The organism is Microbacterium oleivorans (assembly GCF_001691565.1).
GTDB lineage: Bacteria > Actinomycetota > Actinomycetes > Actinomycetales > Microbacteriaceae > Microbacterium > Microbacterium oleivorans_B.
In genome coordinates, this window is sequence record NZ_MAYO01000002.1 from 447,878 (window position 1) to 460,877 (window position 13,000).

General features: G+C 70.9%; 13 protein-coding genes and 1 tRNA gene. 6 read left to right on the forward strand and 8 right to left on the reverse strand.

Annotated elements, in window-relative coordinates:
* Window positions 1-3: 3 nt before the first annotated feature.
* A complete protein-coding gene (locus BBA86_RS02490; RefSeq protein ID WP_065570101.1) occupies window positions 4-528 on the reverse strand; it encodes a methylated-DNA--[protein]-cysteine S-methyltransferase in 525 nt (174 codons plus the stop codon).
* A 193-nt stretch (window positions 529-721) separates the two neighbouring features.
* Here BBA86_RS02490 and BBA86_RS02495 point away from each other — a divergent pair, with 193 nt between their 5' ends.
* Entirely contained in the window at window positions 722-4,414 is a 3,693-nt protein-coding gene (locus tag BBA86_RS02495; protein ID WP_065570102.1) for a DEAD/DEAH box helicase, read from the forward strand.
* A 170-nt stretch (window positions 4,415-4,584) separates the two neighbouring features.
* Here the strand turns inward: BBA86_RS02495 and mscL are convergent, their stop codons facing one another.
* Genes mscL through BBA86_RS02510 form a run of 3 tightly spaced genes read right to left on the reverse strand, consistent with a single transcriptional unit; the run spans window position 4,585 to window position 5,957 of the window.
* Window positions 4,585-5,043, reverse strand: coding sequence for a large conductance mechanosensitive channel protein MscL (gene mscL, locus BBA86_RS02500; protein WP_065570103.1), 459 nt, complete (start codon window positions 5,041-5,043; stop codon window positions 4,585-4,587).
* Between the two features lie 36 nt (window positions 5,044-5,079).
* The gene (locus BBA86_RS02505; RefSeq protein ID WP_065570104.1) at window positions 5,080-5,352 is read right to left on the reverse strand and encodes an FmdB family zinc ribbon protein; all 273 of its coding nucleotides are present in this window, start codon (window positions 5,350-5,352) and stop codon (window positions 5,080-5,082) included.
* Between the two features lie 14 nt (window positions 5,353-5,366).
* The gene (locus tag BBA86_RS02510; protein WP_065570105.1) at window positions 5,367-5,957 is read right to left on the reverse strand and encodes a 5-formyltetrahydrofolate cyclo-ligase; all 591 of its coding nucleotides are present in this window, start codon (window positions 5,955-5,957) and stop codon (window positions 5,367-5,369) included.
* A gap of 76 nt (window positions 5,958-6,033) precedes the next feature.
* Between BBA86_RS02510 and galU the strand changes: the two genes are divergently transcribed.
* The 4 genes from galU to BBA86_RS02530 all read left to right on the forward strand — a co-directional run bounded on the left by galU (window position 6,034) and on the right by BBA86_RS02530 (window position 8,753).
* Window positions 6,034-6,912: a UTP--glucose-1-phosphate uridylyltransferase GalU gene (galU, locus tag BBA86_RS02515; RefSeq protein ID WP_065570106.1), complete on the forward strand. Its 879-nt coding sequence runs from the start codon at window positions 6,034-6,036 to the stop codon at window positions 6,910-6,912.
* A 22-nt stretch (window positions 6,913-6,934) separates the two neighbouring features.
* Window positions 6,935-7,555, forward strand: a complete 621-nt coding sequence (locus BBA86_RS02520; RefSeq protein ID WP_065570107.1) for a GNAT family N-acetyltransferase — start codon at window positions 6,935-6,937, stop codon at window positions 7,553-7,555.
* 72 nt (window positions 7,556-7,627) lie between these two features.
* Window positions 7,628-8,623 (forward strand): large exoprotein, encoded by a 996-nt coding sequence (locus BBA86_RS02525; RefSeq protein WP_223247004.1) that lies wholly within the window; start codon window positions 7,628-7,630, stop codon window positions 8,621-8,623.
* Between the two features lie 54 nt (window positions 8,624-8,677).
* Window positions 8,678-8,753 (forward strand) — tRNA-Ala (locus tag BBA86_RS02530).
* Window positions 8,754-8,833: 80 nt separating this feature from the next.
* Here the strand turns inward: BBA86_RS02530 and BBA86_RS02535 are convergent.
* Genes BBA86_RS02535 through BBA86_RS02550 form a run of 4 tightly spaced genes read right to left on the reverse strand, consistent with a single transcriptional unit; the run spans window position 8,834 to window position 12,315 of the window.
* On the reverse strand, window positions 8,834-9,244 hold the full coding sequence (locus BBA86_RS02535; RefSeq protein ID WP_065570109.1) for a lipase chaperone: 411 nt from the start codon (window positions 9,242-9,244) through the stop codon (window positions 8,834-8,836).
* A 28-nt stretch (window positions 9,245-9,272) separates the two neighbouring features.
* Complete coding sequence (locus BBA86_RS02540; RefSeq protein WP_065570110.1) at window positions 9,273-10,835, reverse strand: glycerol-3-phosphate dehydrogenase/oxidase; 1,563 nt, start codon at window positions 10,833-10,835, stop codon at window positions 9,273-9,275.
* On the reverse strand, window positions 10,832-11,644 hold the full coding sequence (locus BBA86_RS02545; protein ID WP_065570111.1) for an aminoglycoside phosphotransferase family protein: 813 nt from the start codon (window positions 11,642-11,644) through the stop codon (window positions 10,832-10,834). The genes BBA86_RS02540 and BBA86_RS02545 overlap by 4 nt, the downstream gene beginning before the upstream one ends.
* Complete coding sequence (locus tag BBA86_RS02550) at window positions 11,641-12,315, reverse strand: class II aldolase/adducin family protein (RefSeq protein ID WP_065570112.1); 675 nt, start codon at window positions 12,313-12,315, stop codon at window positions 11,641-11,643. Before BBA86_RS02550 ends, BBA86_RS02545 begins: the two co-directional genes overlap by 4 nt.
* A 46-nt stretch (window positions 12,316-12,361) precedes the next feature.
* Between BBA86_RS02550 and BBA86_RS02555 the strand changes: the two genes are divergently transcribed.
* Window positions 12,362-12,997 (forward strand): TetR/AcrR family transcriptional regulator, encoded by a 636-nt coding sequence (locus BBA86_RS02555; RefSeq protein ID WP_065570113.1) that lies wholly within the window; start codon window positions 12,362-12,364, stop codon window positions 12,995-12,997.
* The last annotated feature ends 3 nt before the right edge of the window (window positions 12,998-13,000 follow it).

Genomic DNA, 13,000 nt, shown 5'->3' on the forward strand with positions numbered 1-13,000 from the left:
CCGTCATGCGCGGCCGGTCCCCGTCGCGACACGCTCCTCGAGGTCGAGGAGGAACCGCTTGTGCTCGGGCCTGCCGCCGTACTCGCCGATCGACCCGTCGCTGCGGATCACCCGATGCGCAGGAAGGACGATCGACCACGGGGTGCGGGCGCACGCGGTCCCCACCGCGCGATGCGCCCGGGGAGCCCCCGCCGCGATCGCCACCTCTGCGTACGACGCCGTCTGGCCGTACGGCACCTCGAGGATCGCCTCGAGCGCACGTCGGGTGAAGCCCGCTGTCAGTCCCCAGTCCAGCGGAACGGTGAAGTCCCGACGTTCGCCGGCGAAGTACTCGTCGAGCTCCCTCGCCGCGGCGGCGGACGGCCCGTCGTCCTCGAGCGGCACGTCGCGCAGCAGAAGGCTGAGCCGTGCCACCTCGGCGTAGGCGGGACCGTCCAGGACGGACAGCGCGACGAGGCCCTCACCGGTCGTCACCAGGAGGGCCTCGCCGATCGGTGTCGGGTGCACCGAGTAGGTTGCGTTCGTCATGTCCTCATCTTCGCGCGGCGACGTTCCCCGCGATGAGGGGACGCGGGAGCGGGGGAGAAGCGGCATCCCGAGTCGAATGTGGAGGAAACTCGGGCGCACATGACAGCCGATCCGCGAAACTCGGCCGTCGATCCCGATTTCCCAGCCCGACGCGCCTAATGTTTCTCGTGTGTGGCGAGCAGAGAGCGGTGCTGTGCGCGGCGAGACGGCCGAGCAGACGCCCGCGGTGACCCCGGCGGACGTGACCTTGTCCGACCCCGAGGTCCTCGTCATGCACGCTGCGGTGCCCGAGCGGAAGCGTCTGCGCGAAGAAGCCGCGCAGCTCGGCGGCGCCTCGACGCTGCTGCACTACCGCGACGACGGCGACGCCGGCATCGACATCACGAAGGCCCACCCGGGAAGCCTGCCGCAGTTCATCACCGGACGTCCGACACTGCTGTCGAACATGTTCCGCGACGAGGTGGCCCTGCGCACTGCGCGGCTGGCCGCCGAGCGCATCACGTCGAAGGACGTCGAGTTGCGCACCGCGCGAGGCCTGGACACCGTCCACCTGGCGATCGGCATGGCGTCCTGGCGCATCGGAGGCGTCAGCTGCACGGCTCCTGTCCTGCTCCGCCCCCTCACGATCCGGCGTCATCACACGGACTTCGATCTGCGGCTCCACGGGACGTTCCACATCAATCCGGAGCTCGTCACGGCCGCGCGCATCCACTTCGGCGTCGACATCGACGGCGACGCCCTGGCCGCCCTCGCGTACGACGGCGGAGTGTTCCAGCCGCAGCCGGTCATCGACCGCCTGCGTGCCCTGACGGCGCACGTGCAGACGTTCACCGTGCTGCCGCGCCTGGTCGTCTCCACCTTCGCCGACGTGGCCTCCGACATGGAACGGGATGCCGTCGACCTCGACCACCCCGTGCTCAACGCTCTCGCCGGGCACCCCGCTGATCGCGAGCGCCTCTCCTTCGTCCGGCCGCAGCCCGCCGCTGTCGGTCCCGATGACCGGACGCCCGCTGCGGATCGACTCCTCCTCGACGCGGATGCGGAGCAGGAGGCTGTGCTCGCCCGCATCACCGAGGGGCAGTCGCTCGCCGTCCACACCCTGCCCGGCACGGGCGGCACGCAGACGGTCATCAACGCCGTCGGCGAACTCGTGCGCTCCGGAAAGCGCGTCCTCGTCGTCAGCGCCCGGCGCTCGACGCTCGACGGCGTGCGGCACCGTCTGGCCGGCATCGGGCTCCCGGGACTCGCCGTCTCGCCGGCGCGCTTGCACCGCGATCTCGTCCGCGCGATCGGCCGGAACGAGAAGGCCGAGCAGCCCAAGGTCGCCGAGGTCGACGACGCGCTCGTCCGGCTTCGCACCGTGCTCCGCGACTACCGCGCGGCTCTCACCCAGCGGCACGCCTCGGTCGGCGTCTCGCCCCTCGAAGCGCTCCGTGAGCTGACCCGCATCGCCGAGCACGACCCGCAGCCGACCGCGACGACGCGGTTCGATCTGGCGACCGTGCAGCGGCTGGCGACCCGTCGCGTCGAGGCCGCGGAGGCGCTCGCCGCGTCCGCCCGCCTGGGAGAGTTCCGCATCGGACCGGACGACTCGCCCTGGTACGGCGTCGCGTTCACGACGACCGACGAGGCCCGCGCCGCGCACGCCCTGGCGGGTCGCTTGCACCGCACGGAGGTTCCGGGACTCCTGGAGCGCGGCTACGAGCTCATCGGGCAGACCCGGATGCGTCCGTTCACCTCGATCGCCGAGATGGGCTCGTACGTCCAGCTGCTGCAGGGCATCCGGGCGTCGCTCGACCGCTTCAGTCCCACGATCTTCGAGCGGCCGCTGACCGATCTGATCGCGGCTCACTCGTCTCGCCGCGACTCGGCGCAGATGACGCCCGCCAACCGCCGGCGACTGCGCCGGCTGTCGAAGGAGTACGTGCGTCCCGGCATGCACGTCACCGACATGCACGAAGCCCTGCTCCGCGTGCAGCAGCAGCGCGCCGCGTGGCAGAAGGTCGTCGACGCCGGTGTGACCCCCGAGATCCCCATCGGACTCGACGACGTCGCCGCTGCGTGGCAGCGGGCGAATGCGGACCTGGGCGAGCTCGACACCGCGCTCGGCCGCACCGAGAGCCTGGCCTCGCTCCCGATTCCGCAGCTGCTCCGCACGCTCGCAGGGCTCGCCGCGGCATCCGACGTCTTCGACAACCTCGTCGAACGAGCAGCGCTGCGCGGTGAACTCGCCCAGCTCGGACTCGAGCCGCTCCTCATGGAACTCTCGACGCGTCACGTGCCCGAGTCCGAGGTCGCGAGCGAATTCGAGTACGCGTGGTGGCGCTCGGCCCTCGAGGCGATGCTGCGCTCGGACCGGGCCCTGCTCGGCGCGAACACGACGGTTCTCGATCGACTCGAGCGCGACTTCCGTCTGGTCGACGAAGCCCACGCCTCGTCGGCCGGGCCCCTCCTCTCGTCGGAACTCGCCAAACGGTGGCGGATCGCGATCGTCGACGAGCCGCGCGAAGCCGCGTCCCTGAAGGCGGCCCTGCGCGGCGGGACTGCCTCGGCCGCGGAGCTGGTCGCCTCGGCTCCCACGCTCATGCGGGTCCTCGCCCCCGTCTGGCTCGCATCGCCGTACGACGTCCCGAACGTTCCCGATCACCCCGACTTCGACGTCGTGATCATCGCGGATGCCGCGGCCCTCTGCCTCGCCGAGGCGACGCCCGCTCTCCGCCGCGCGCGTCAGATCGTCGTCTTCGGCGACCCCGTGACGCAGAAGCCGACACCGTTCCGGCTCTGGTCGGGGCGCGGGGAGGACGTCGACGGGCCCGAGGTGCCCTTCGACGACACGAGCGTCTTCGACCGGCTGAGCGAGCTGATCCCCGTCGAGACCCTGACCCGCAGCTACCGCGCCGGTGGCGAGGACCTCGCGGAACTCGTCAACGACGCCTTCTACGGGGGAGCGATCAGCTCTCTGCCCTGGGCCGGGTCGTACCTCGGCCGCGGCAGCCTCAGCGTCGACTACGTCGAAGGCGGCACGGGGGCACCGGATCCCGACACCGGAGCGGTGGAGAGCCCGGATGCCGAGGTCGCCCGCGTCGTCACCCTGGTCGTCGAACATGCGATCAATCGCCCGGCCGAGTCGCTCATGGTCGTCACCGCCTCGGCGCGCCACGCCGATCGCATCCGCGCCGCCGTCGCGAGCGCGTTCGCGGGACGTTCGGACGTCGCCGACTTCGTGGGTCGCGAGACGGCCGAGCCGTTCGCCGTCCTCGGCCTCGAGGAATCCGTGGCGGAGAGCCGCGACCGCGTCATTTTCTCGCTCGGCTTCGGACTCACCAAGCACGGCCGCGTCCTGAGCGACTTCGGAGATCTCTCGACGCCCGACGGCGAGCGACTGCTGACGGTCGGCATGACGCGCGCCCGCAGGTCGATGGTCATCGTGTCGTCGATCCGGCCGTCGGCCTTCGACGAGGGGCGCCTCACGCACGGCGCCGCCACCCTCATGTCGATCCTCGGGCGCATCGCCGCCCGCGGGCGCGACGCCCGTCTCGAAGACCTCGCCGATCCGCTCACGCTCACCCTCGCGCAGCACCTGCGGAGCCTCGGCGTCTCGGTCGACGTCCACTACCGCGGGGGTCAACTGCCGCTGGTCGCGCAGTACAAGGGCAAGGCCGTCGTCGCGGACCTGGACGGTGAGGGCGGCCACGACAGCCTCCGCGAGACCCTCCGTCGCCGTCCGCAGCTGCTGCGACGCCTGGGCTGGCATTACGTCCGCGTGCACGCGTTCGACGTCTACAACGACCCGGCCGCCGTCGCGCTGCGCATCGCCGGTGTCATCGGCGTGCAGCCCGAGACGCCTGCGGCCCCCGGGTCGACTCAGCCGATCGATGTCGACTGAGCGCCAGCGCGTCGAGCGGGTGCCGGGGTCCCGACGCGCGAAGCTGACGCCCGCGCCCGGGACGGACACGACCCCGGATACGACGAACGGGCCGGAGGCGGGGGAACCCCCGGCATCCGGCCCGAACGATGATCGCTTGCGGAACGACGTCCCGCCGCACTACTGACGCGTCAGATCGACGGCGACGGCGGCTCGGCCGATCGCGTCGGTGCTGCCGTCGTGCCGCGCTGCTGCTCGAGCAGGTCGCGGATCTGGACGAGGAGCTCGGCCTCGGTGGGAAGCTTGGCTTCGGGCTCCTCCGTGACTCCGGCGCGCGCCGCCTGCCGTTCTTTCCACTTGTTCATCGGAAGGACGAACACGAGGTAGACGACGAGGGCGACCGCGAAGAAGCTGATGATCGCGGTCAGCAGCGCGCCCAATGGGAACGGAACCTTCTGCCCGTAGATGCCGGTCAGCGTCGGCCCGAAGTTGCCGAGCCCGTCCGGCTTGTAGAACAGGGCGATGATCGGGTTGATGACGCTTTCGACGATTGCGGTGACGAGCGCGGTGAACGCCGACCCGATGACGACCGCGACGGCCAGCTCGATCACATTGCCGCGCATGATGAAGTCTTTGAAGCCTTGGATCATGGCTGCTCCTTCCTCCGCCGGCGCAGGGGCCGGGTGTTACGAACCCGCGGGGGCGGGCGAAGCGGATGCTCCGGATGACGTCGATGATGCCGAAGAAGCGGGGCTCTCGCCAGTGGTCTTCGTCCCGCTCGACGAACGCGAGTCGGTGCGGTAGAAGCCCGAGCCGTTGAAGGTCACGCCGATCGAGCCGTACTGCTTGCGGAGCGTGCCGCCGCATTCGGGGCACTCGGTGAGGGCGGCGTCGGAGAACGACTGGACGGCGTCGAAGCGATGGCCGCACGCAGTGCAGGCATAGGCATAGGTGGGCATGAGACCTCGGTGGATCAGCGGGCGGGAAGGAGGACGGTGCGAGTGGGCGTGACGACACCCGAGACGGGCTGGTCGTGAACGTCCCGAGGGACGTCGTCGACGAGCTCGGAGTCGAAGATGACGGCATAGACGGGCGGGCACTTCTCCATGGACCCGATCGTCTTGTCGAAGTATCCGCGACCCCAGCCGAGCCGCATCCCGTGCCGGTCGACGGCGGCCGCCGGGATGACGAGCAGGTCGACGTCATTGACGGCGTCGGGGCTCAGCAACTCGCCGACGGGTTCGGGGAGCCCGAACATCCCCTCTGCCGTGGCGCCCTCCTCTTCGGCGACCGCCCAGTCGAGCAGTCCGTCCGCGCGGGTCACGGGAAGGAGGACACGGATGCCGCGGGCCACGGCGGCGGCGATGAACTCACGCGTGCCGGGCTCGGTCGTGGTGGAGAGGAAGCACGACATCGAGCGGATGTTGTGCTCGGCGACCAGGGCGTCGAGCTGAGCGCGGACGCCGGCGGCTGCCTCATCGAGGGCGGCGGCGGAGCGCTGCTGGCGGCGCTCGCGGAGCTCGGCGCGCAGGGCGCGCTTCTCAGTGTCCAACGGGCCGGTCATGGTCCGATTCTAAAGGGACACGCCCGCCGGTCAGATGTGTCCTCGGCGCGCTCCTCGCATCTGTAGGGTGAGGGGCATGTCTGCTGAGCGCATCAAGGCCGTCATCCCCGCCGCAGGGCTCGGGACTCGCTTTCTGCCCGCCACCAAAGCCATGCCGAAGGAGATGCTGCCGGTCGTCGACAAGCCGGCCATCCAGTACGTGGTCGAGGAGGCGGTCTCGGCAGGGATCGATGACGTCCTCATCATCCTCGGGCGCAACAAGAACAACATCTCGAACCACTTCGACTCCGTCCCCGAGCTCGAGTCCAACCTTTCCAAGAAGGGCGACCACGAGAAGCTCAAGCGGGTGCAGGATTCGTCGGAGATGGCCGACATCCACTTCGTCCGTCAGGGTGAGCCCAAGGGTCTCGGCCACGCCGTGCTCCGCGCCCGCTCTCACGTCGGTGACAGCACCTTCGCCGTGCTCCTGGGTGACGACCTGATCGATGCGCGCGACGTCCTCCTCGAGAAGATGCTCGAGGAGAACAAGAAGTCGGGTCTCACGGTCATCGCCCTCATGGAGGTGTCGCCGGACCAGATCCACATGTACGGCGCGGCAGCCGTCGAGGAGACGGGCGAGCAGGACGTCGTCAAGGTGACGGGGCTCGTCGAGAAGCCGAAGAAGGAGGACGCCCCCTCCAACTACGCGATCATCGGCCGGTACGTCCTGACGCCCGGCGTCTTCGACATCCTCGAACGCACCGAGCCGGGCAAGGGCGGCGAGATCCAGCTGACCGACGCGCTGCAGGAGCTCGCCTCGACCGAGGGCGTCCTCGGCGTCGTCTTCCGCGGCCGCCGTTACGACACGGGCGACCGTGCCGACTACATCAAGGCCATCGTGCAGCTCGCCGTCGACCGCGACGACCTGGGGGCGGAGCTTCGCCCGTGGCTGAAGGACTTCGCCTCGGGCCTGTGAGCCCGGCGGGTCGCTGATGGGCATGGAGGGGCCGGTCGTGCGTGCGCACGGTCCGATCTCGATCCGCCTCGTGCGTCCCCGCGATGCGAAGACGCTGCAGACCGAGCTCGAGCAGAACAGGTCCTGGTTGCGGCAGTGGGAGGCCACGAGCCCCGACGGCCCGGTCTCTCTCGACATGCGCAGCGGCGTGCGGCGGTTGCTGCAGCAGTACCGCGACGGTTCCGGTGTGCCCTTCGTCATGGAGTACGACGGCGAGGTCGCGGGCCAGCTCAATGTCTGGGGGATCGCGCGTGGTTCGCTGTCCTCGGCCACCATCGGCTACTGGGTCAGCGAGCGTTTCGCGGGCCGGGGCATCACGCCGACGTCCGTGGCGCTCGCAACGGATGTCTGCTTCGAGGATCTGCGCCTCCACCGCATGGAGATCTGCATCAGGCCGGAGAATGCCAAGAGTCTCCGCATCGTCGAGAAGCTCGGCTTCCGCTACGAGGGGCTGCGTCGTCGGTACATCCACATCGACGGTGACTGGCGCGACCACTACGCGTTCGCGCTCGTCCGTGACGAGGTCCGCGAGGGTGTGCTGAACCGTTGGCTGGCAGGGCGCGCGCCGGCGGATGCGGCATCCATTTCTCCCGCGGACCGTTAACCCTCAACCAGAAGTTCAGACACGCCCGTCGGATGCCGGTGCCAACCGCTCCGGGAACATACGGTGAGCGACATGGGTGAGCAGGTGATGGGTGGCGGGGTGATCGTGCTCGTCGCCGTCCTCTTGTGGCTGGTGTACCTCCTGCCGTCGTGGCACAGCCGTCATCAGTACCAGGCAGCCGAGCGAAACGCCGTGCGCCTCAACCAGGCGCTCCGCGTCCTCGCGGAGACGAGCGAGACTCCCGGCGAGGTCCGCCTCGAGTTGAACGCTCGCACCGCCCTCGCCCAGCAGAAGCTCGCGCGTCGTGTGCAGGCGGAGAAGGAGAGCGTCGGCCTCGAAGCCGCGCGCGCCGAACTCGCCGCTGCGAAGGCGCAGGCCGCCGTCGACCGCGAACTCGCCAAGGCCGAACGACGTCAGGCTGCCGCGGACGCCGCGGCCCAGCGCGAGAAGGCGCGAGCGGATGCCGCCCTCGCCCGCGAGCGTGCGATCGCCGAGGCTGTCGCGGCTCGTGCCACTCCCGCTGTCCGTCGGGCGCGGGCACGTCGTCGGGTACGCCTCGCCGCGACGATCATCGGTGTCATGGCCCTCGGAGTCGCCGGGTTCGGTGGATACCTCGGCGCCGTGGGCTCCGGCTGGAGCCTTCTCGCCGTGGGTGGCGCTGTGGCGCTGTCGAGCCTGCTGGTGCTCGGACGGATGAATGCGGTCGCTCGTCGCGCGGCATCCCGCTCTGTCGAGGTCGAGGTCGTCCGTGCGGCGACCGCGCTGCAGGACGTCGCCCTCGAATCGGACCGCGTCGAATGGACGCCGCGCACGCTTCCGCGTCCGCTCACCGCGTCGGCGGGGTCGCGCGCTGCGGCCGTCCTCGATGCCTCGGACGCTCGCGACGCGCTACGTCAGGCAGCCGTCGAAGAGGCGCTTCGGGAGCGGGTGGCGCAGGCCGCACCGCCGTCGATCGACGCCGCTCGTCGCACCCGCGCCGCCGAGGTCGCCTTCGCCGGACCGGCTGACGACGAGCGCATCGAAGCGCACGTGCGGGACCTGCTCGCACGGCGCGCATCGGGCCAGTAGACGCCTGCCTCGCGTTCGAGCGGCCCGATCGGTCGTGGTAATGTTGAGGCTTCCGGGCCTGTGGCGCAGTTGGTAGCGCGCTTCGTTCGCAATGAAGAGGTCAGGGGTTCGAATCCCCTCAGGTCCACCACCGGAAAGACCCCCGCTCGCGGGGGTCTTTCGCTGTCAGCGGGGAGTGATCGCCGTTCCGGGCTTCTCAGACTCGCAGCGCTACCGGGAGGGTGACTTCGTCCTCGCCATCGATTCCGCGAGAGAGCCGGCGGCGGCTATCAGACCGAGGGTGATCGAGCCTCCGATGGTGACGGCCGGGACACCCGCCTCCAACGTGATGTAGCCGAGCATCGCGCACCCTGCGGCGGCCACGACCGCGGCCGCGGCGGTCCAGACAGTCCGAGCTCCCCATCGCCGGGCGAGCGCGTGCACTTCGCGCGTCAGCAGCCAGACCACGACTCCGGCCACCGCGCCGATGCCGGCTCCGACCGGGCCGCCGTAGATCATCAGTCCCCACGGCGTCTCGACCCCAGCGTTGAGACTGGCGACCGCCGTCGCGGCGAGGCCGATTCCCGCTGCCGCGCCGATCGCGCCGCTGAACGCCATGCGTCGAACGGATCCCCCGGTCATGGCTCTACCGTAGCGGGCCTCGTGCTTCTCAGCGGGGGAGTGCGACGGCCGTGCGCGCCGCGTCGAGCTCGATCGCCCGACGTTCGGGAGACCAGTCGAGCTCCGTGCCCGCGATGTCCGCCGCCGCCGACAGGACGTCGTCGCCGGGGTCACCGCGGCGTCCGATGCCGGTGCGGTTCAAGAGCATGTCGGTGAGGTGCACCGCTGCCTCATGGCGCGCCGCGAAGGCGACGCCCGCGAGCAGTTCGCCGTCGTCTGTCGCGGGTTTCGACAGGACGGCGGACTCGGATGCCACGGCCCGGAGGGCACCGGCATCCGATCCGTACAGGCGGTCGATCAGGTCGGTCGTCCCCGTGTCGGCGAGGTCGGCGCCGTCGAGGGGGACGTCGGCGGTGCGGCTCGGGGCGGCCGTGCGGCCGATCGAGCGCGCGAGCGCGGGGACGACCTTCTCGGCGAACGCGCGCGCCGTCGTGTACTTGCCGCCGGTCGCGGTGACGATGCCGGGGATGCCGTCCGTCGCGTGGTCGACGAGCTCCGACGCGCGCGACGCGCGGTACGTGTCGGTGCCGCTCGTCTCGGTCAGGGGGCGGAGGCCCCCGTACGCGGCGACGACGTCCGACATCGACAGCTCCACGGGCAGGCGCCCCGCGGCGTTGATCTCGGCGAGGAAGCGCTCGATGGATTCCCGCGTCAGCCGCCAGTCGGCGACCTCGCCCGTGTACGGCGTCTCCGTCGGCCCGATGAGGGTCCGCCCGCGCCACGGGGCGAAGCTGAAATGACCGCCCGACGACACCGTCAGCACCATCGTCTCGGTGATCGGCTTGGTGATCAGGTAGATACCCTCCGACCGCACCTCGGGGCGGGGGCCGGCGGAAGGCCGCAGCAGCCCCTCGGCGGCCAGCACGTCGTACGCCCAGGGGCCGCTCGCGTTCACGGTGACGCGTGCGCGGATCTCATGCTGGGCGTCCGTGACCAGATCGGTCACGCGCGCCCCGCGCACGCGGCCCGCGGCGGACATCAGCCCGTCGGCCCGGACGTAGTTCGCCACCCGAGCGCCGTGGGCGACGGCCGACCGCACGAACGCGAACGTCAGCCGCTCGGGTGAGAGCATCATCGCGTCGTGGAAGAGGATGCCGCGCTCGAGATTGCCGAGTCCGCGCAGCCGCAGCTCCTCGCGGCTGAGGCTCCGATGGCGCGGGATGCGATGGCTCGCCGGCACGCGGTTGCGGTCGAAGGACAGCAGGTCATAGGCCGTGAGGCCGACATGCTCGATGAGGCCCGGATCGGGCAGCACCATCGCGATGGGGGAGACCAGTCCCGGAGCTACGCGCGAGAGGGTGCGGCGTTCGGCGAGCGACTCGCGGACGAGTCCCACCTCGAGGTTCTTCAGGTAGCGGAGACCGCCGTGGATGAGCTTCCCGGTCGCGGCCGAGGTCGCCGCACCGAAGTCGCCCTTCTCGACGAGCGCGACCGACAATCCGCGGCTCGCCGCCTCGTAGGCGATCGCCGCACCCGTGATCCCGCCTCCGACGACGAGGACGTCAACCGTCTCACCCGCGACGGGAACGGACCGGCGCACCGTCGTCGTCATCGGGTGATCACCGACCGGATGCCGCGCAGCAGGCGCTCGCGCTCGCTGGGGATGTCGAGCATCCCGAGCCGCAGCACGCGCGCCGCCGTCCCCCACTGGTCGAGTCGCGCCGTCGTCATGCCCGTCACCCGCAGATACTCCGTCAGATACATCCGCCCCATCGCCCCGCGCGCCGCCCCGTAGACGAGCAGCTGCGCCCTCGACGCGCCCGGGAACAGTTCGGCCTCGGTGAACAGCAGGCGTGTCATCGCCACATCGGCCGCCGGATCGCCGCATGCCGTGGACTGCCAGTCGATCGTCGCGATACCGCCGCCGTGACGGAACACGTTCATCGGGTGGAAGTCGAGGTGCAGCACGCTGTCACCGTCGGGGAGCGACGCGAGGTGGTCGAGCAGCGCTCCGCGCTCGCGCGCGGTGAGCGCAGCGAACGGTGCGGTCCCGACGAGGTCCGCGGCGACGTCCCGAACGTCGGGAAAGCGGTCGCTCGGCACGCGATGGACGCGTGCATGTTCCTGCGCCAGCGCGCGGGCGACGCGCCCCATCCGCAGCGGGTTCCGCTCGGCGACGGTGGTCAGGGCGACCCCCTCGATGCGGTCGAAGACGACGGCGCGGCGGCCGTCGGCATCCGTCCGCCCGTGACACCGGATCGGGGTGAGGCCCAGATCGAACGCGGCGGTGGCGTCCTCGACCTCGCGGTCGATCGCTTCGTCGGGCCAGTCGTCGTGGAAGATCTTCACCACGGTGGCCGTCGTCAGGGCGTGGACGTCGGCGGATCGCCCGTGCGCGACGAGTTCACCGACCCCACTCATGCCGGGACCGGCTTCGTCGTTCCGTACCCGAGGCGCATCGCGTGCGCGACGACCTCCTGCTGCTGCCCGGCGTCGAGCGCGCGCGGCGTGCCGACGGTCGCGGCGCGCAGGTACAGCTCGGCGAGCCACTCGACCAGCAGTGCGTGCTCGACGGCTGTCTGCAGGTCCGGCCCGAGCGCCACCGTGCCGTGATTGGCCATGAGCGCGGCGAGTCGGCCCTCGAGCGCCGCGCCGACGGCGGCCGCGAGCTCGGGCGTTCCGAACGCGTGGAACGGGGCGACGCGAAGCGATCCGCCCAGCACGAGCTGCTGGTAGTGGACGACGGGCAGCTCGTCGAGGACGAGGGAGAGCGCCGTCGCGTTCGGTGCGTGCGTGTGGACGACCGCCGACACCTTCTCGGCCGGCGCGGAGCGCAGGACCCCGAGGTGCAGGGCGAGCTCGGACGTCGGAGCGAGATCGCCCTCGATCGCGGTGCCGTCGAGGTCGACGACGGTCACGTCGTCGACGGTCGCCTCGCCGAGGACGACGCCGGTGGCCGTGACGGCGACGACATCGCCTGCGCGGACACTGACGTTGCCGGCGGTGCCGATGAGCAGGCCGTGACCGGCGAGGGTGCGGGATGCCGCGGCCACAGACGCGCGGAGATCGTGATGGTGCGACGTCGTCGTCATGCTGCTAACGTTGCCGCCACCCCTAACCAAAGTCAAGTTTGATTTCATGGACACGGACGACACTTCACAGGACTGGACCGCCCTCGGTCTGCGCCGGACGCCGACGCAGCAGCGATCGCGGCAGAAGCTCGCACTGGCGATCGCCGCCGCCGAGGACCTCGTCGTCCGCGAGGGCGTCGACGTCATCACGTTGCCGCGTGTGGCGGCCGAGGCGGGGGTCAGCGTGGGCGCGCTGTACCAGTACCTGCCCGACCGCGAGGCGATCCTCTCGGCCATCGTCGCGCGCTATCACGACCGACTCGAGCGGTTGCTCGACGACGCGATCGAGCGTCTGCGCACCGACCCGCGCAGCGAGGACCCCGTCGGCAGCGTGCTCCGTGCCGTCGCCGCCGTCTACCAGGACGAGCAGTCCGCCAGGTCGCTCGGCACGGTCGCGATCTCGGCGGAGGCGGATGCCGCGCGCCGCCGCCACAAGCGCGCGATGGCGGACCGGGTGCACACATTGCTGCGCGAGGCGGGCGTGCTCGAGGGCGTCGACGACGAGCGGGCGGCGGCCGTCGCCCGCGTCGCGTTCGCGTCGGCCGACGCCGTCCTGCACGACGCCTTCGCCGCGCCCGAGCCGGAGCGGGCCGTGCTGCTCACCGAGCTCGAACGCGCGCTCCGTGCCTCGCTGGGTGCGTGACGC